General features: G+C 69.4%; 12 protein-coding genes. 4 read left to right on the forward strand and 8 right to left on the reverse strand.

Translation table 11 applies throughout. The features are described from left to right. The coding region (locus LXT21_RS37315) for an amino acid adenylation domain-containing protein (RefSeq protein WP_254043007.1) at positions 1 to 3,481 on the reverse strand (3,481 nt) is incomplete at its 3' end. Further along, complete coding sequence (locus LXT21_RS37320; RefSeq protein ID WP_254043008.1) at positions 3,481 to 4,581, reverse strand: ornithine cyclodeaminase family protein; 1,101 nt, start codon at positions 4,579 to 4,581, stop codon at positions 3,481 to 3,483. The genes LXT21_RS37315 and LXT21_RS37320, both read right to left, overlap by 1 nt. A 185-nt stretch (positions 4,582 to 4,766) precedes the next feature. Here LXT21_RS37320 and LXT21_RS37325 point away from each other — a divergent pair, with 185 nt between their 5' ends. Further along, positions 4,767 to 5,798, forward strand: a complete 1,032-nt coding sequence (locus LXT21_RS37325) for a hypothetical protein (RefSeq protein WP_254043009.1) — start codon at positions 4,767 to 4,769, stop codon at positions 5,796 to 5,798. Between the two features lie 55 nt (positions 5,799 to 5,853). On the opposite strand, the gene eno is transcribed toward LXT21_RS37325, so the two are convergent. From eno to LXT21_RS37345, 4 genes are read right to left on the reverse strand one after another with little or no spacing between them, the layout of a single operon-like run. Continuing rightward, the gene (gene eno, locus LXT21_RS37330; RefSeq protein WP_254043010.1) at positions 5,854 to 7,137 is read right to left on the reverse strand and encodes a phosphopyruvate hydratase; all 1,284 of its coding nucleotides are present in this window, start codon (positions 7,135 to 7,137) and stop codon (positions 5,854 to 5,856) included. A 60-nt stretch (positions 7,138 to 7,197) separates the two neighbouring features. Further along, a complete protein-coding gene (locus tag LXT21_RS37335; protein WP_254043011.1) occupies positions 7,198 to 10,581 on the reverse strand; it encodes an ATP-binding protein in 3,384 nt (1,127 codons plus the stop codon). Beyond that, on the reverse strand, positions 10,578 to 11,192 hold the full coding sequence (locus tag LXT21_RS37340) for a DUF4194 domain-containing protein (protein WP_254043012.1): 615 nt from the start codon (positions 11,190 to 11,192) through the stop codon (positions 10,578 to 10,580). Before LXT21_RS37340 ends, LXT21_RS37335 begins: the two co-directional genes overlap by 4 nt. Beyond that, the gene (locus tag LXT21_RS37345) at positions 11,189 to 12,625 is read right to left on the reverse strand and encodes a DUF3375 domain-containing protein (protein WP_254043013.1); all 1,437 of its coding nucleotides are present in this window, start codon (positions 12,623 to 12,625) and stop codon (positions 11,189 to 11,191) included. The genes LXT21_RS37340 and LXT21_RS37345 overlap by 4 nt, the downstream gene beginning before the upstream one ends. 171 nt (positions 12,626 to 12,796) lie before the next feature. Here LXT21_RS37345 and LXT21_RS37350 point away from each other — a divergent pair, with 171 nt between their 5' ends. Together LXT21_RS37350 and LXT21_RS37355 are read left to right on the forward strand one after the other, a co-directional pair. After that, entirely contained in the window at positions 12,797 to 13,093 is a 297-nt protein-coding gene (locus LXT21_RS37350) for a hypothetical protein (protein WP_254043014.1), read from the forward strand. 86 nt (positions 13,094 to 13,179) lie between these two features. After that, positions 13,180 to 14,073 carry a sulfotransferase domain-containing protein gene (locus LXT21_RS37355; RefSeq protein WP_254043015.1) on the forward strand — a complete coding sequence of 298 codons (894 nt, stop codon included), beginning with the start codon at positions 13,180 to 13,182 and terminating at the stop codon, positions 14,071 to 14,073. 13 nt (positions 14,074 to 14,086) lie between these two features. Here the strand turns inward: LXT21_RS37355 and LXT21_RS37360 are convergent, their stop codons facing one another. After that, positions 14,087 to 14,227 carry a hypothetical protein gene (locus tag LXT21_RS37360; protein ID WP_254043016.1) on the reverse strand — a complete coding sequence of 47 codons (141 nt, stop codon included), beginning with the start codon at positions 14,225 to 14,227 and terminating at the stop codon, positions 14,087 to 14,089. Between the two features lie 319 nt (positions 14,228 to 14,546). On the opposite strand from LXT21_RS37360, the gene LXT21_RS37365 reads away from it, so the two are divergent. Continuing rightward, positions 14,547 to 15,509, forward strand: a complete 963-nt coding sequence (locus LXT21_RS37365; protein ID WP_254043017.1) for an endonuclease/exonuclease/phosphatase family protein — start codon at positions 14,547 to 14,549, stop codon at positions 15,507 to 15,509. A 3-nt stretch (positions 15,510 to 15,512) separates the two neighbouring features. Here the strand turns inward: LXT21_RS37365 and LXT21_RS37370 are convergent, their stop codons facing one another. Further along, positions 15,513 to 16,049, reverse strand: a complete 537-nt coding sequence (locus tag LXT21_RS37370) for a YceI family protein (RefSeq protein ID WP_254043018.1) — start codon at positions 16,047 to 16,049, stop codon at positions 15,513 to 15,515. Positions 16,050 to 16,823: the final 774 nt, after the last annotated feature.

A 16,823-nucleotide genomic window follows, 5' to 3' on the forward strand; every position in this document is an offset into this window, starting at 1 on the left:
CCGCTGCGGCGACCTGTTCCACCGTCAGCGACAGCTCCACGTCCTCGTGGATTCGCTGCACCGGCGTCCCATCCACCTCGCCGAACGTCGTCCTCAGTGACTCGTGCCTTCGCACCACGTCACGGAATGCTTCCTCCAGCGCCCTCACATCCAGTCGGCCCGTGAGCCGTCGAGCAAACGGGACGTTGTAGGAGATGCCTCCCGTGTCGAGCTGTGAAGTGAGCCACAGGCGCTGCTGCGCGAAGGACTGCGGCACCACGCCACCGTGCGGCTGATGCGTCAGCGGGCTGCGCTGGGCTTCGTGGTCCTCCTCCAATCGCGCCGCGAGCCGCGCCACCGTCGAAGACTCGAACAAGACGCGCACAGGCAGCTCGCGTCCCACCACTTCGCGCAGCCTCGACATGGCCCGCGTGGCCAGCAACGAGTGCCCGCCCAGCTCGAAGAAATCGTCCTCCACGCCCATCCGCGTCAGGCCCAGCAGCGGGGTCAGGACATCGGCCACCACCTGCTCCATGGCCGTCCGCGGCGCCACGTACTCACGCCGTGAGGAATCTCCCGCGGGCGAAGGCAGCGCCCTCCGGTCGAGCTTCCCGTTCGGCGTGAGCGGAAGCCCCGGCAGCATCACGATGGCCGAGGGCACCATGTACTCGGGCAGCCGCGCACGCACCCACGCGCGCAGCTCCTGGGACTTCGGGAGCGCGCCCTCCGAGGGGACGCAGTACGCGACGAGCCACCGGCCTCCTGGTCCATCCTCGCGCGCCACCACCGCCACCTCGCGCACGTCCGGATGGCTCGCGAGCACGGACTCCACCTCGCCCGACTCGATGCGGAAGCCGCGCAGCTTCACCTGGCCGTCCAGCCGCCCCGCGAACTCGAGTGTCCCGTCCCGCCGCCACCGCGCCCGGTCTCCCGTGCGATACAGCCGCACTCCTGGCTCCGCACTGAAGGGATTCGGGACGAACCGCTCGGCGGTCAGCTCCGGTCGACGGAGGTATCCCCACGCCAGTCCATCGCCGCCCGTGTACAGCTCGCCCCAGACGCCCACGGGCACGAGCGACATCGCCGCATCCAACACATGGACCTGCGTGTTGGAGATGGGTCGACCAATCGGCACGGAGCCGTCCACCCTCGCGCCCGCGGTCAACGAATGGCACGTGGTGAACGTGGTGTTCTCCGTGGGCCCATACCCGTTGATGACCGTTCCACCCCGCGCCAGACGCGCGCGAACGGCGGCCGGTGACACCACGTCGCCACCCGTGAGGAGCTGACGCACTCCGGACAGGGCCTCGGGACGCGTGGCCATCACCTGCTCGAACAGCGCGGAGGTGAGCCACAGCGTGGTGACGCCATGCCGCGTCAGCCCCTCCTCCAGTTCCTCCACCGAGGGTGTCCTCGGGGAGAAGACCACGAGCCTCCCGCCATTGAGCAGCGGCCCCCACAGCTCCAGCGTCGCGGCGTCGAAGGAGATGGGCGCGAGCTGGAGGAAGACCTCGTTTGGCCCCAGCTCCGCGAAGCGGGCGCCCTTCACCAACCTCACCACCGCCCGGTGCGGAATACAGACGCCCTTCGGCCGCCCCGTCGAACCGGAGGTGTACATGACGTAGGCGAGCGACTCCGGCGGCACGGGCAACGCCAGGTCGACCTCAGGCTCGTGAGCGAACGCCGCCCCCGAGGGCTCCAACGCAACCCGCTTCACCGAACCGGAGGCAAGCCACGGATAGGCCGCGTCCGGCGCCAGCAGGGCCGCGAGCTCCGAGTCCTCGCACATGAAGGCCAGTCGCTCGTCCGGATACGACGGGTCCAACGGGACGTACGCGGCGCCGGCCTTGAGGATGCCGAGCGTCGCCACCACCATCTCCAGCGAGCGTCGCGCGAAGAGCCCCACCCGGCTCCCGGGCTCGACGCCCAGTCGACGCAGGTGGTGCGCGAGCTGATTGGCGCGCCGGTTCAGCGCCGCGTACGTCAGGCGCTCACCCTCGAACTCCACCGCGAGGACCTCCGGCGTCCGCGCCACCTGTGACTCGAACAGCGCGCAGATGCTCGCGTCACGCGGATACTCCGTCCGCGTCGCGTTCCAGTCCGCCAGGAGCAACCCACGCTCAGCGGCGCTCACGAGCGGAAGCTCGGAGACACTCGACGAGGGACTCGCCACCACCGCCTCGAGCAACGCGACGTAACGCTCGGCCAGTCGCGTCACCGCCTCCTCGTCGAAGAGGTCCGTGTTGTATTCCCAGTACGTCACCAGGCCGCGACTCGTCTCCCGCGCGAACAGCGTGAGGTCGAACTTCGACACGCCCGGCTCCAGCGGGACGTCCGTCGCGACGAGCCCGGGAAGACGGAGCGCCGCGGACGGCTCCCCCTGGAGCACGAAGGCCACCTGGAAGAGCGGCGAGCGACTCGGGTCTCGCTCCAGATGCAGCGCCTCCACCAGCTGCTCGAGTGGGACGTCCTGACGGGCGAAGGCCTCCAGGCACGTCTTGCGGACCTGCCGCAGCAGCGCCTGGAATGGGACGTCCTCGACCTGGGCCCGCAGGGCCAGCATGTTGGCGAAGAACCCGACCACGCCCTCCAGCTCGCGCAGCCCGCGCCCCGCGAAGGGAGAGCCCACCACGATGTCGCGCTGCCCGCTGTGACGCGCCAGCAGGACCTGGAAGGCCGCCAGCAGCGTCATGTACAGCGTCACCCCTTCCTTCCGGCTCAGCTCACGCAGCTTCTCTTCCAGGGCCGGCAGGGGCGGCATCCACTTCAAGGCCCCCGGATAGGTCTGCACGGCGGGACGAGGTCTGTCGGTGGGCAGCTCCAACACCGGCGACGCTCCCGCCAGCTGCTCCTTCCACCACTCCAGTTGGTTCTCCAGCACCTCCCCCTTCAGCCACTCCCGCTGCCACCTCGCGAAGTCGGCGTACCGCACCTCCAACGGCGCGTGCTCCACCGCCACCCCTCGCACCCTCGCCCCATACCCCTCCCCCAGCTCCTTCTCCAGCAACCTCACCGACCAGCCGTCGAACACGATGTGATGCACCACCCACACCAGCACGTGCTCTTCTTCCCCCAGCTTCAACACCTTCGCCCTCAGCAGCGGTCCTCGCTCCAGGTCGAACGGACGCTGGGCCTCCTCCTCGACCTTCGGCAACACGTCCGCGGCCGCCACCTCCTCCACCTCCAGCCACAGCTCCACGTCCTCGTGGATCCGCTGCACCGGCTTCCCATCCACCTCCCCGAAGGTCGTCCGCAGGGACTCGTGCCTGCGCACCACATCCTGCAACGCGCCCTCCAGCGCGCCCACGTCCAGTCGGCCCGTGAGACGTACCGCGAAGGGCGCGTTGTAGGACGTTCCTCCCGCGTCGAGCTGCGAGAGGAACCACAACCGCTGCTGCGCGAAGGACTGCTCCGCCACGCCGTCATGCGGCTGGTGCGTCAGCGGAGGCCGACGGATCGTCCGCTCCGGCTTCGTGGCGATGGACGGCTCGCTCCGCATCATCACGCCACTCGAATCGTGGGCCGAGGTCCCTCCGGCGCGCCCTGCCCCGACTGTCCCGGATGCTCCGGCAGGAGCAGGTCGTACGGATTCATCGCGTCACCCGCCAGGCACTCCAGCTCCACGTCCAATCCCAACCCATGACGTCGCGCCAGCGCGATGAGCACGCCCGTCACCGCCTCGTCCTCCAACGAGAACCCCGTGGAGTCGAACACCGTGGACCGCTCCCGCCACTCCCCGAACCGCTCGGGATGCTGGACCACCTCGATGATGCCCGGACCAATCTGCTCGGGCCGCAGCTGCTGGCACTCCCCTTCCACCAGCGCCTGCGGCAGGAAGTCCGGACACACCAGGCTGCGCTCCAGCAGCGAGCGAGGCAGCTCCAACTTCCCCGGCAGGTCCGAGCCCACCGCGTTGACGTGCACCCACGGCTTGAACCGCCCGTCCTCCAACACCGGCCCCTCCCCCACGCCCACCGACGTCACCGTGCACACGATGTCCGCCTCCGCCTCCACCATCTCCAACGGCACGGCCCGGACATCCAATCCCAGGAACCCCGCCCGCCCCGCGAACGAGCGCTGCGCCACCGGGTCCACGTCAAAGACAAGCACCCTCTCAATGGAAAACAACCGCGACAGCGCATGCAACTGCGTCACCGCCTGGGCGCCGGCGCCCACCAGCCCCACCACCCGACTCTCCGGATGCGCCAGGTGCCGGCTGGCGATGGCGGACGCGGCCCCCGTGCGCAGCGCCGTCGCCAGCACTCCGTCCACCAGCGCCGTCAGGTGGCCCGTCGCGCAGTCATAGACACTGTTCGTCGCGATGATGGTGGGAACCCCGTACCGTCTGGGATTCATCGGGTTGTAGCCGACAACTTTGATGGTGATGGATTCGCCCTGCCGCATGACCGGCATCCACTCGAGCACGCCCGTCCGGGTGTTGCGCAGCGTGAAACCCTCGCGCTGCCGAAGCTCCGTGCGAGCGAGGTCGAACGTTCGGAAAGCCGTCTCCACCGACTCGATGACCCGGTCCATCAGGACATCGATTCCCACTTCGTGCACGAGCCTGCGCAAGTCCGCCTGGGTGACGAGGAGTGTCTTCACGGGCGCTCCCTCAGCCTGGAGATGCGCGCACTCTGCATCAACCCGTGTCACCTGTGAAGACAATCAAAACATTCTGACATCTCTTTACGCACCCAGAAGAATAATCACCCCTGATTGCCCATGACCACACTTGCCGACATTGCACGTTTTACACGAACTAAGGACAAGCCCTATCATCTCGAGCCGTGAGCACACGAACGGACACCGCGACGCTGTCCTGGGGTTGGGTTCGCAATCCCAGGTTCGACCTCTTCTTCATCCTTGGTACGGCGGGCCTGGGGCTCGCCTTCTCACTGGCGGCGCTGGCCCGGCCGTCCCTGTTCCCCGTGCTGTTGATGGTGGACGTGTGGCTGCTCGGCTACCACCACGTGGTGTCGACCTTCACGCGGCTGGGCTTCGACGCGGAGAGCCGGCGCCAGCACCGCTTCCACCTGTGGGTGCTGCCGGGGCTCGTCTTCGCGGCGACGTTCGCCGTGTACCAGGCGGGGGGCGTCTGGCCGCTGATGTCGGTCTACTTCTACTGGCAGGGCTGGCACTACCTGCGGCAGAGCTACGGCGTCAGCCGAATCCTGGACCGCGCCTCGAAGCGGCCCGCGGCGGACAACCCCGCCACCGCGTGGATGCTCTACCTGCTGCCGCTCGCGGGCCTGCTGTACCGCTCCGCGCAGGGCTCCACCACCTTCCTCAAGCTGGAGGTGCGGATGCTGCCGGTGCCCTGGGAGGCAGCGTGGGCCGCGGCGGCGTGCGCGCTGGTGGCCTTCGTGGCGTGGGTGGTGCTGCAGGCGCGGGTGCTGCGCTCGGGCGCGGGCAGCCCCGCCCAGACGCTCTACCTGGCCACGCACGCGGGCATGTTCGCCCTGGGCTACTTCGTCATCCCGAGCCTGGAGACGGGCTGGCTGGGCCTCAATGTCTGGCACAACGCCCAGTACATCCTCATCGTCTGGCTGTTCCACAACCGGCGCTTCAAGGAGCAGGTCAGCCCCGAGCACCGCTTCCTGTCCACGCTGAGCCAGAGCCGGCGGATGCTCCAGTACCTGGTGGTGTGCGTGGCGCTGTCCGCGCTGCTCTACACGTTCATCCTGCGCGGACTCTCGTGGATTCCAGCGGCCAGCCTGCTCATCGTGCAGACGCTCAACTTCCACCACTACATCGTCGACAGCCTCATCTGGAAGGTGAGGCAGCCGGCGGTGCGGCGAAACCTGGGGCTCGCCGCGTGATGCGCAGACCAGGAGGGCCGCGAGGGTTCAAGCCCCGCGGCCCCTGGCGTCGTGCTCAGCCGCGAACGCGCAGCACGGAGCGGCCGCCGTAGCGGGCCTGCTTGCCCAGCTCCTGCTCGATGCGGATGAGCTGGTTGTACTTGGCGGTGCGGTCCGCGCGCGACAGCGAGCCGGTCTTGATCTGCCCGCAGTTGGTGGCGACGGCCAGGTCCGCGATGGTCGCGTCCTCCGTCTCTCCGGAGCGGTGCGACATGACGGCCGTGTAGCCCGCCTTGTGCGCCATCTCCACCGCGGCCATGACCTCCGACAACGTCCCAATCTGGTTGACCTTCACCAGGATGGAGTTGGCGATGCCGTTCTTGATGCCGTCCGACAGGCGCTTGACGTTGGTGACGAACAGGTCGTCGCCGACAATCTGCACCTTCGAGCCGATGCGGTCCGTGAGCAGCTTCCAGCCGGCCATGTCGTCCTCGGCCAGGCCGTCCTCGATGGAGATGATGGGGTACTTCGCCACCAGGCTCTCCAGGTACTTCACGTGCTCTTCCACGGAGCGCTTCTTGCCCTCGCCCTCGTAGTCGTAGACGCCGTTCTTGTAGAACTCGCTGGCGGCGCAGTCGAGCGCCAGGGCGATGTCCTCGTTCGGCTTGTAGCCGGCCTTCTCGATGGACTTCATGATGAAGTCCAGCGCGGCCTCGGCGGACGTCAGGTTGGGGGCGAAGCCGCCCTCGTCACCGACGTTGGTGCCGTGGCCCGCTTCCGACAGGCCCTTCTTCAGCGTGTGGAAGACCTCGGCGCCCATGCGCACCGCCTCGGCGAGCGACTTCGCGCCGACGGGCATGATCATGAACTCCTGGAAGTCGATGGCGTTGTCCGCGTGCGCGCCGCCGTTGATGATGTTCATCATCGGCACGGGCAACAGGTTCGCGGAGATGCCGCCCACGTAGCGGTAGAGCGGCAGCCCGCGCGCGGCGGCGGCGGCCTTGGCCACGGCCAGCGACACGCCGAGGATGGCGTTCGCGCCCAGCTTGCCCTTGTTGGGCGTGCCGTCGAGGGCAATCATCGTCTCGTCGATTTCGAGCTGCGACTCCGCGTTGAGCCCGCGGACCGCCTTGAACAGCTCGTTGTTCACCGCCGCGACGGCCTTCTGCACGCCCTTGCCGAGGTAGCGGCTCTTGTCGCCATCCCGCAGCTCCACGGCCTCGTGCGTACCGACGGAGGCGCCGGAGGGAACCGCGGCGCGACCGCGGATGCCGTTCTCCAGGATGACGTCGACTTCGACAGTGGGATTGCCGCGACTGTCGATTATCTCACGGCCTACGACACCGACGATTGTAGTCATCGCGCCTTCGTAGCGAAGGGTCCCCAGTGCGTCAAGGAGCCAGGGCCCCGAGCGTCCGCCTCAGGCGCTCCGGGCCTCGCGCTCCGCGTGGTACTGCTCGATGGAGAGGTTGCGCACGCGGGAGCGACGCCCCTCCTCGTTGTGCACGTAGCCCACGCTGGCCACGTACGGTTCGATGACGCGAATCTTCTGCAGCGGCGTCACGATGAGCAGCTGCAGGTCCAACCGGCGGAACAGCTCCAGGCCGTACGCCGCGGACTCGTCCGAGCCCCGGCCGAAGGCCTCGTCGATGACCACGAAGCGGAACGAGCGCGAGCGCGTCTCGCCCCACTGCAGGCCGAACTGGTAGGCGAGGCTCGCGGCCAGCACCGTGTACGCGAGCTTCTCCTTCTGTCCGCCCGACTTGCCGCCCGAGTCCGCGTAGTGCTCGTGCTCCTGGTCGTCCGCGCGCCAGCGCTCGGAGGCGGAGAAGCTGAACCAGTTGCGCACGTCCGTCACGCGCTGGGTCCACTTCGCGTCCGCGTCCGCGAAGCCCTCGCGGCCCCGGAAGCGCTCGATGATGCGTTTGACGTCCAGGAACTTCTGCTCGGAGTAGGCGTCCTCCTCCGCGCCGACGAGCGTGCCCTCGATGCAGGCGCGCAGGTCCTGCTGGAACTCGCGGATGTCCGCGTCCTGGGTGGGGGACAACTCCAGGACGATGTAGCGGTCCGGGTTGTAGTCGATGGCCCGCAGCGAGCGGTTGATGGTGTCCACCCGCTCGCGGATGCCGTGCCGCTCCCGGTGGAGCTGCGCCTGGAAGTTGGCCACCTCGCGGATGGTGTTCTCGTTGAGCAGGCGCTTGAAGCGCTCCTCGAAGCGGGGCAGGTCGTCCGCGCGCAGCGACTCGAGCAGCGTCACGTACTCCCTGGCCGCCTCCAGGCTCGCGCCCAGCTCCTGGGTCTCCACCGGGAACTCCGCGCGGTAGGCCTGCATCGCGGACAGCAGCGCGTCGCGCACCCGCTCCAGCTTGCGCGCGTCGCCGTCGATGCGCGACTGGAGCCGCTCCCGCACCTGACGCTCGCGCTCGTCGCACGCCTCCGCCTCGAGCAGCAGCTCGCCCTGCCCTTCCGCACAGAGCTCCGCCACGCGCGGGAAGCAGGCCCGGACCGACTCGGGCGTCTCGCTCGCCGTGCGCTGACACGTCGCCAGCGTCCGCCGCGCCGCCTCCTCCTTCTCCTCCTGCCGGCCCTGGCGCTTCTCGACCGCCTTCAGCGCGGTGTCCGTCGCCGCCAGCTCCGTCTCGATGGCGGCGAGCTGACGCTCGAAGCCCCGGAGCACGTCGGACTCGCCCTCCAGCTCGCCCAGCCGGGCCTCCCGGCGCTGGATGTCGCTGGCCACCGAGCGCCAGTCCAGCTCCCGGAAGTTGTCGAACACCGCGAGCTGTCCCAGCTGCTCGGCCTGCTGACACAGCCGCGCGTGACGCTGCTCCTGCGCCTCCCACTTCGCCGAGGCCGCCTGGAGCCGCGTCTCCAGGCCCTTGCCCTCCGACTCCAGAGACTGCCGCTTGGAGTCGTTCGTCCAGCCGAGCACCCACTGGGAGCGGTCATCGATGCGCCGCCGGTCGTCCTTCAGGTGACGCTCCCCGCCCGTCTTCACCTGCCCCGAGCGGGACAGGGCCTGACGCGCGCGATGGAACTGCTCCGGCGTGTCGCAGCACGTGTAGTCGAACTGCCGCGCGAGCTGGGCCGAGAGCCACCCGCCCATGTGCGAGCCGGGCTTGATGAGCAGCTTGCCCGGGAGGGAATCGGGGCGAGGCTCCAGGGGCCTCGCGAGCCCATCCTCGCGGACGCGGTAGTAGACCAGCCGCTCGTTCAAGTGGGTGCGCTCCACCCACTGGCTCACCCGGGGGTAGTCCGCGTCCGCCACCAGCAACGAGGTGCCCAGCGAGTACAGCACGCGCTCGATGGCGCCTGTCCAATCCCGCGCCTCGTCGCGCACGCGCAGCAGCTCACCGGCGAACGGCAGCGCCTCCTCGGGCAGCCCCAGGTCCGCGCACAGCCGGGCGCGCAGATGCAGGAAGCGCGCGGGGATGTTCGAGCGCTGACGGCGCAGCGACTCGAGTTCGACGGCCACGGCCTCGTGCGACTTCTTCAAGTCGCGCAGCTCGATGCCCAGCTCGGTGCGTACCTCCTGCACCTCGGCCAGCTCGCTCGCCGCCACCTCGCGTTGGAGCTGGATGGCGCGCGTGTTGGACAGGAAGAGGTCCAGGTCCGTGGCGGCGGGCAAGCCCACCGACTGGGCCATCCGCGCGTAGCGGTCCGACTTCAGCGCGCGCTCGTCCCGCTCGCGCCGCCGCTGCGTCAGCTCCGCCTTCTCCGTCTCCAGCCGGTCTCCACCGTTGGCGGAGATGGCCTGACGAAGGCCATCGCGCTCCGTACCCTGCCGCTCACGCTGCTCGCGAAGCTGCTCCGCCTCCACGCGCAGCTTCTCGCGCTCGTCGCGCACGCGGGTGAGCCGCTCCTCGAACAGCCGCGCCTTCTGCTCGGAGAACCAGGGCCGGAGCGCCTCCCGGCACAGCCGGAGCGCTTCGAGCTCCCGCGAAAGGACCGCATGACGCTCGTGGTCCGCCACCAGCGGCTCCAGGCGGCTCACCCGCCGCTTCGCCTGGAGCACGGCCTCGTGCGCGCGGTGCAAGTCGTCGAAGTGGCCGATGAGCGCCGACAGCCGCGTCTCCACGTCGAAGGGCGGCAGCATGTGGTGGCGCACGAAGTCCGTGAGGTTGCCCACCGACTTCATCGACACCGTCTGGAGGAACAGGTCCAGCGCCTGCTCGTTCTCCAGCCCGAAGCGCCGCCGGAACGCGGCCTGATACGGCGGGAAGGTCTCGTGCACCTCGCGGGCGAGCGACTTGAGGCGCTTCTTCAGCGCGTTCAGGTCCGAGCCGCAGCGCGAGAAGTGCTCGGCGATGGAGAGCTTCCCATCCGCCACGACGTAGAGCCGCACCGGCTGTCCCTCCGGCTCCCGCATCCACATCACCTGCACGAGCGTGACGTCCTGCCCGTAGCCCTCGTTGTGGAAGTGCGCCAGCAGCACCGAGTACGTCGGCGCGTCACGCAGGTAGACGGGCCGCGCGACCTGCCCCGCGTCGCCGCGCTCGGACTTGTATTGGCCGCGCACGTACGAGCGCAGGTTGCGCTCCTTCGCCTCCGCGCCCGCCGCCTTGTTGTAGGCCAGCTTCTGCGGCGGGACGAAGAGCGTCACCAGCCCGTCCACCAGCGTCGACTTGCCCGAGCCGATGTCGCCCGTCAGCAGTCCACTCTCCCCATGCAGGTCCAGATGCCAGACATGCTGGTGGAAGGTGCCCCAGTTGTAGACCTCGAACCGGTGGAGCCGGAACCCCGCGCGCTCGTTGGGCGCGCCGATGTCCAGCAGGTCCGCCTGGGTGAGGGGTCGCACCGTGCTCATTCCGTGCCTCCTTGTTCCTCGACGAGCCGGACGCGGTACGCCTCGAGCCGCCGTTCGAAGTCCTCCAACCACTGCGCGTCGATGAACGCCTTGAGGATGCGGCGCACCTCGAAGGTGTCCTCCTCCTCGCCCAGCCGGCGCACGAAGCCCATGCCCACCGCGCGCTCCAGGTCCTGATTCACCCGCTCCGCCCAGCGCACCTCGTTGGTGCCCTCCGGCAGGAACAGCCGCACCAGCTCGTGCACCTCGTGCCGCCGCAGCACCAGCCGCGTGCCCCCCGCCGCCGCGTCCACGTCCGCCAGCTTCTTGCGCAACAGCGCGAGCAGCAGGCTCAGGCCGTAGCCCAGCTGCCTTCGCGCCACGAGCCGGGGCAGCTCCACGCCACCCTCCGACTCCGAGCGCTGGCGCAGGAACGCGTAGCCCTCCGGCTCGTCGAGCACGAGCTTCAGGCCCAGCACGGCCAGCTGCTCGCGCACCTTCGGTTGGAGCTGGAGCAGGGCCTGCCACACCCCCGCGTGCTCCTCGCGATACACCGCGCCCTTCAGGAGCGAGACGAGCACGAGGGACAGGGTGTCAGCGGCATCCGCGGTACGAATCGCGTGGGTCATCATCGGAGGAAGAGCACCAGGGGAAGGGTGGCGCGGCGGGCGGCGCCGCTCGCATCGGTCCAGAAGAGTTCCTGCGTGCGCGCGTCGTCGACCGAGGCCTTCCGGTCCTCCGACGCGAGGCTCAGGTACGTGACGAGCTCGGCCAGCCCGTGCTGGAGTGGATGCTCGCGCACCAGCTCCGCGAGGGAGACCTGCTCGCGCGCCTGCAGCGCCTCACGCACGTTGAGCCGCAGCCGCGCCTTGTCGATGAACGCGAGGTTGAACAGCGCCTCGGACGGCACGTCGTCGGTCGCCTCCTTCACCTCCTCGTCCGCCATCCGCGCCCGGGCGGGAGGCCCATACAAGGGCCGCTCCAGGGGGAGCTCCAGCGTGGGCGCCAGCTCCTCCACCGACATGAAGCCCTCGCCCGGAGGACGCGAGCGCACCGCCAGCGCGCTGCGTTCGATTCCGCGCAGCACCTGGAGGATGCGGCGGTTCTCCAACCACACGCGGTCATCCAGGAAGCGGCGCAGCTGTCCGGACAGTCGCGCCACGGTGCGCTGGGTGTGCTCACCGGCCTCCAGCCAGTCGAAGTGGATGCGCGGCAGACGCGCGTCCGGCTGGAGGGATTGAATCGCCGGATGCGACAGCACGCGCTCCAGGTTCCGGGTGAGCGCCTCCTTGCGCTCGGGCGACATGAGGAAGTCCCAGAACGCGCGGAAGCTGCGCCCCTGGTCCGAGCCGTTGATGGCGTCGCGCTCCCCCAGCACCGTCTCCAACAGCTCGCCGCGGGTCCCCTCCCACGTGGCGATGCGCTCGCGCACCCGCCGGTCCAACGCGTGGAAGCCGTCCTCCAGCGCGCGGAAGTCGGACATCAGACCGCGCGCGGTATCGGACATCTGCTGGAAGCGGTCCTTGAGCGCGGACTCATCCATCAGCTCCAGGTGGCCTTCGCGCACGCGGGCCATCTCCTCCTCGAGGTCCGCCTTGCGCCGCTCCAGCTCCGCGAGCCGCGCCTTCGGGTCCAGCTCGGTGCCCTCGGTCATCTCCTGGAGCAGGTGGAAGACGGTGAGCAGTCGCGACTCGGTCCCCACGAAGGGCTGCTCGGTGAGCTGGACCAGCCACCGGATGGCGCGCTCCGCCGCGGGCGTCAAATCGAAGTGTGGCTCGTCCATCTCCGGTGGATAGAACTTGCGCAGCCAGCCGGTGCCGTCGGCCGCCCACTCATCGAGATAGGCGCTGGCGCCACGCGGGAACGCGGCCGCGCCCCGCTGCTCGCGCAGGGCGTGCAGGTGGTCCTCCAGCCGCAGCACCAGCTCCCGCTGGGCGATGGCGCGTGCGTTGGATGCGACGAACACCCGATGCAGGAAGCCGACGATGAGCGGCGCGTGGTCCGCGACGAGCAACCGCCAGCCGGGGTGTTTCAGACGCAAGGTCTCGAGCGTCGTGAAGTCCATGACGCATCATCCATACACCCCACCTCTGACATGCCCGGGTGACGTCACGGGATGGCTGGATTGAGGCGCGCGCGTGTCCTGCCTGGTTGGTTGCCCGCGTGCCGTCGGGGCGATGACAGACGCCACGGATTCACCCCACGCCACGCGCGCCAGGCTGTCAGGATGGCGACCATGAACAGGCTCGCGACGTCAGGATGGCTGCTGGGCGCGCTGCTGTGGGGCGCATGTGGTTCGGACGCCGTGAAGCGGGAACCCTGCGTCGAGCGCACCGTCTTCGCGCGCTCCTCGACGGGCGACTGCACGTCCTACGCGTCCAGCTGCGACATCCCCACGGGCTACGTCGAGTGCTGCGGCGGCTTCCTGGGAGGCTGCGTGGCCTCCGGCGAGGATGCGCGCTGCGTCGACGACCCCACCGACTCCTGCACTCCCGGCGCGGGCGGCGCGGACTGTCCGGGTGTCTGCGAATAGCCCTTCGTCTGAAACGCGCCGACTCCAGATTTCCACGCGTTTCCTGCATTGGTTGTGTCGCCGCGATTGGGCATAGTGGCCGCCCCATGTCGGCCCTCGCCCCATCCGCGCGCCCCCGCCGTCCGTGGCTTCGCTTCCTGCTGCGTCAGAGCATCATCGGGCTGAGCCGACTGTCCGGGGTGCTCGCCGGGGCCGCCGAGCGGCTGCGCTGGGTGCGCCTTCGCCACACGTGGCTCAAGCCCAGGCCGGGCGACATCTACATCGTCACCAGCCCGAAGGCGGGAACGACGTGGATGCAGATGATCGTCCACCAGCTCGTCACGCAGGGGCGCGGTGAGTTCGAGCACATCAACCAGGTCTCGCCCTTCCTAGAGCAGCTCGTCCGCGACGCGAAGGCGGAGGCGCTGCTGGACGGGCTGCCGTCGCCGCGCATCATCAAGACGCACCTGCCCCACCACCAGCTCAAGCCGCCCCGGGACAGCCGCATCCTGTACGTCACGCGCAACGCGGCCGACTCGCTCAAGTCGCTCTTCCACCACCACTACCTGGTGGAGGACACGCCGCTCGACTTCAACCGCTTCTTCCGCGTGGTGATGGACCTGGATGACCCGTGGCTCACGCATCTGGAGTCCTGGTGGCCGCGCCGCGAGGACACCAACGTGCTCCACGTGCGCTACGAGGACCTGGTCCAGGACCTGGAGGGAGGCGTGCGGCGCGTGGCCGCCTTCTGCGGGCTGCCCATCGACGAGTCCCGGATGGGCGACATCCTGGAGCACTGCGGCATCGCCTACATGAAGCAGCACACCCAGCGCTTCGACAACCTGGGCCCCCGGGCCGCGGCGCTCGCGCGGGGCACCTTCATCCACCAGGGCGGCGTGGGTCAGGGCCGCGCGATGCTCGACGAGGCGCAGCGCGCCGAGCTGGACGCGCGGGTGGATTCGGTCCGTCAGCGCCTGGGCATGCGGGGCAGCGGGCCCTGACGCGGGCGGTCGCCTACACGTCCGGCTTGGAGGGCTCCTTGCCCTTCTGCTTGTTGTCCTTCCAGCCCCAGGTGGAGCTCCACATCCCCGGCCCCGTGAAGAGCACCGTGACGAGCGTCATCACCGCCGCGCCGATGAGGATTTCCCAGACCATGTCCGCGCCTCCTTCCACTTCCACAACCTGACGTCTCGCGCTCCACTCCGCACGACAGAGGTCCGGTTCCACCCCGTGCCGCTTCGTGGCGCGTGCTGCCCTGTGAGCCCGCCCACCCGGGGACCGGGCAGGCACGCGGGTTCCTGGAACGCCTCGCGAAAGCCGTCCCACACCTCGCGTGACGCGGCAAACTAGCAGCTCGCGTCACGAGTGCAATCGTGCACGGACAGCGTCCGCGCGGGCATGCGGTGATAGTGTGCACGGCCGCATGCCTCACCTGTCCACTCGTGGTGCACGGCCCCTGGCGTTCGTCGGGGCGTTGGGTCCTTCCCTCCTCCGCTCGCGGCTGGTGTGGGGGTTGTTCGTCGGACTGCTCGGCTGCGATGGACGCCCGCCTCCGGACCTCCCGGGCGCCGAGTGTCCCTCGGGACCGTGCGGCAACGGCGACGGGGAGGCCATCCGCCCCGAGGGCAGCGTGCGCATCGCGGCGTACAACGTCCATCGTCTGTTCGACACCGTCTGCGACTCGGGGCGGTGCGGGGGCTCGGAGTACGAGGAGCTGCCCACGCGCGACGAGTTCGACGCGCAGGTGGCCCGGCTCTCCAGCGCCATCACCCTGCTGGACGCGGACGTGGTGCTGCTGGCGGAGGTGGAGACGCAGGTGGGGCTGGACGCGCTCCAGGCGCGGCTGCCGGAGTTCCCGCACGCGGTGCTGGGCGAGATTCACGAGCCGGCCAGCGTGGACGTGGGCGTGCTGTCCGCGTTCCCCATCACCTCGGTCGTGACGCACCGGCACCGCGCGCTGACGCGGCCGGATGGCTCGTCCACGCGCTTCGCGCGCGAGTTCCTGGAGGTGCACCTGGACGTGAACGGCAAGGAGGTCATCGTCTTCGCGGCGCACTTCAAGGCGAAGTCGAATGACGACCCGGGCCGCCGCTACGCGGAGGCCAACGCCGCCCGGGACATCGTCACGCAGGCGGCGGCGCGCGCGCCCCGGGCGCTGGTGGTGATGGGCGGGGACCTCAACGACACGCCGGGCTCGGCGCCCATCGACGCGCTGGAGCAGGACGGGATGCTCAAGCGCGTGGCGAAGGACCGGCCGGACGACCAGACGTGGACGTACAACTACTCCGGTCGCAAGCAGGCCATCGACCACCTGTTCGTGGCCAACAACGCGGCCGGCACGTACGTGCCGGGCTCGTTCCGCGCGGTCCGGGAGGGCAGCGGTTACGGCGGCTCGGACCACGCGGCCGTGAAGGCCGACTTCATGCCCGGGCCCTGACGCTCAGCTCGCGGCGGGGATGGCCTGGATGTCGAGCTCGATGTCGACCTTCTCGCCGACGAGCCACCCGCCGTTGTCGAGCGTCTTGTTCCAGCGGATGCCGTAATCGGAGCGGTTGAGGGTGGCGCGCGCCGTGTAGATGAGGCGCGTGCTGCCCCACGGGTCCTTCGACGTCGCGGTGTGGCGCGCCTCGAAGACGACGGGCTGGGTGACGTTGCGGATGGACAGCTCGCCGGACAGGCGGAAGCCCGCGCCGCCGGTGGGCTCCACGTGGGTGCTGCGGAAGGTGAGCTTGGGCGCGGCCTCCGCGTCGAGGAAGTCCGGCGAGCGCAGGTGCGCGTCGCGCTCCGGCGTGCCGGTGTAGATGCTGGCCGTGTCCGCGGAGACCTCGACCTCGCCCCGCGTGGGCTGCTCGGGGTCCACGCGCAGCGAGCCGGAGACGCGCTCGAAGCGGCCGTGCACGCGCGCCACCACCATGTGGCGGGCGATGAAGAGCACGGAGGAATGCGCGGGGTCGATGTTCCAGGAGGTCACGGGCATGGGGGAGCTCGTTGATGCGAATCGAGGGGGATGTCGGGTGAGCGGGTCACGACCGACACAGCCATCCTACGCAAATCAAGGGAGCTGTCAGGCTCGTCGCCGAGGCAGCGTCCACCGCGCGTCACCACGAGCACAGGCGGTGAGAATCTTCGTCGCCGGGGTGTCTGGCCGTACGGGTCCGACACGCAACCAAGCCCTACTAACGGTCCTAAGGTAGCAATCTCCGGGCAACCGGAACCGCGAAGCAGCTCGTGTCTCTCCGAGAGACGTGCCGCGTGCCCACTGCCGCGAGTCCCGCGGTAAGAGCGACCGTAAAGCCAAGCAAGGCCCGTCCACTCGGACACCCCGGCGACTTGCTCTCGTGACGCTCAAGAACGCCCCTCACGCCATCCCAGCGGATCACAGTGGCGCACACAGCACGTCTTGCGCTGCACGCGGAAGAGGGGCTCGTCATCAGTGCGCGTCCGGGCATCCTCCGATTCCATGCGCTGTGCCGAGCAGCCCCCTGGATGGGTTGGAATCATGCGGTTGCGCGCTGGCGTCGCACGCCTCCTCTTCCTTTCGGCCTGCGCATCGTCGACGCCGCACCCCGATGCGCGGGGAGCTGGGAGCCCGATGGCGCCGCGGCCGTGGGCATTTGAGGGGGACCCATGAGCGCTTTCCGGCAATCGGCGGACGTGGTGCGCCCCCATTTCGACCAAGCTCCCGAGACGCGGATCCACCTCCGTGAACTTGCCTATTCCAAGGCCTGCCGGCACGTGCTGATGGTTGTCA

Source organism: Myxococcus guangdongensis (assembly GCF_024198255.1).
GTDB classification, from domain to species: domain Bacteria; phylum Myxococcota; class Myxococcia; order Myxococcales; family Myxococcaceae; genus Myxococcus; species Myxococcus guangdongensis.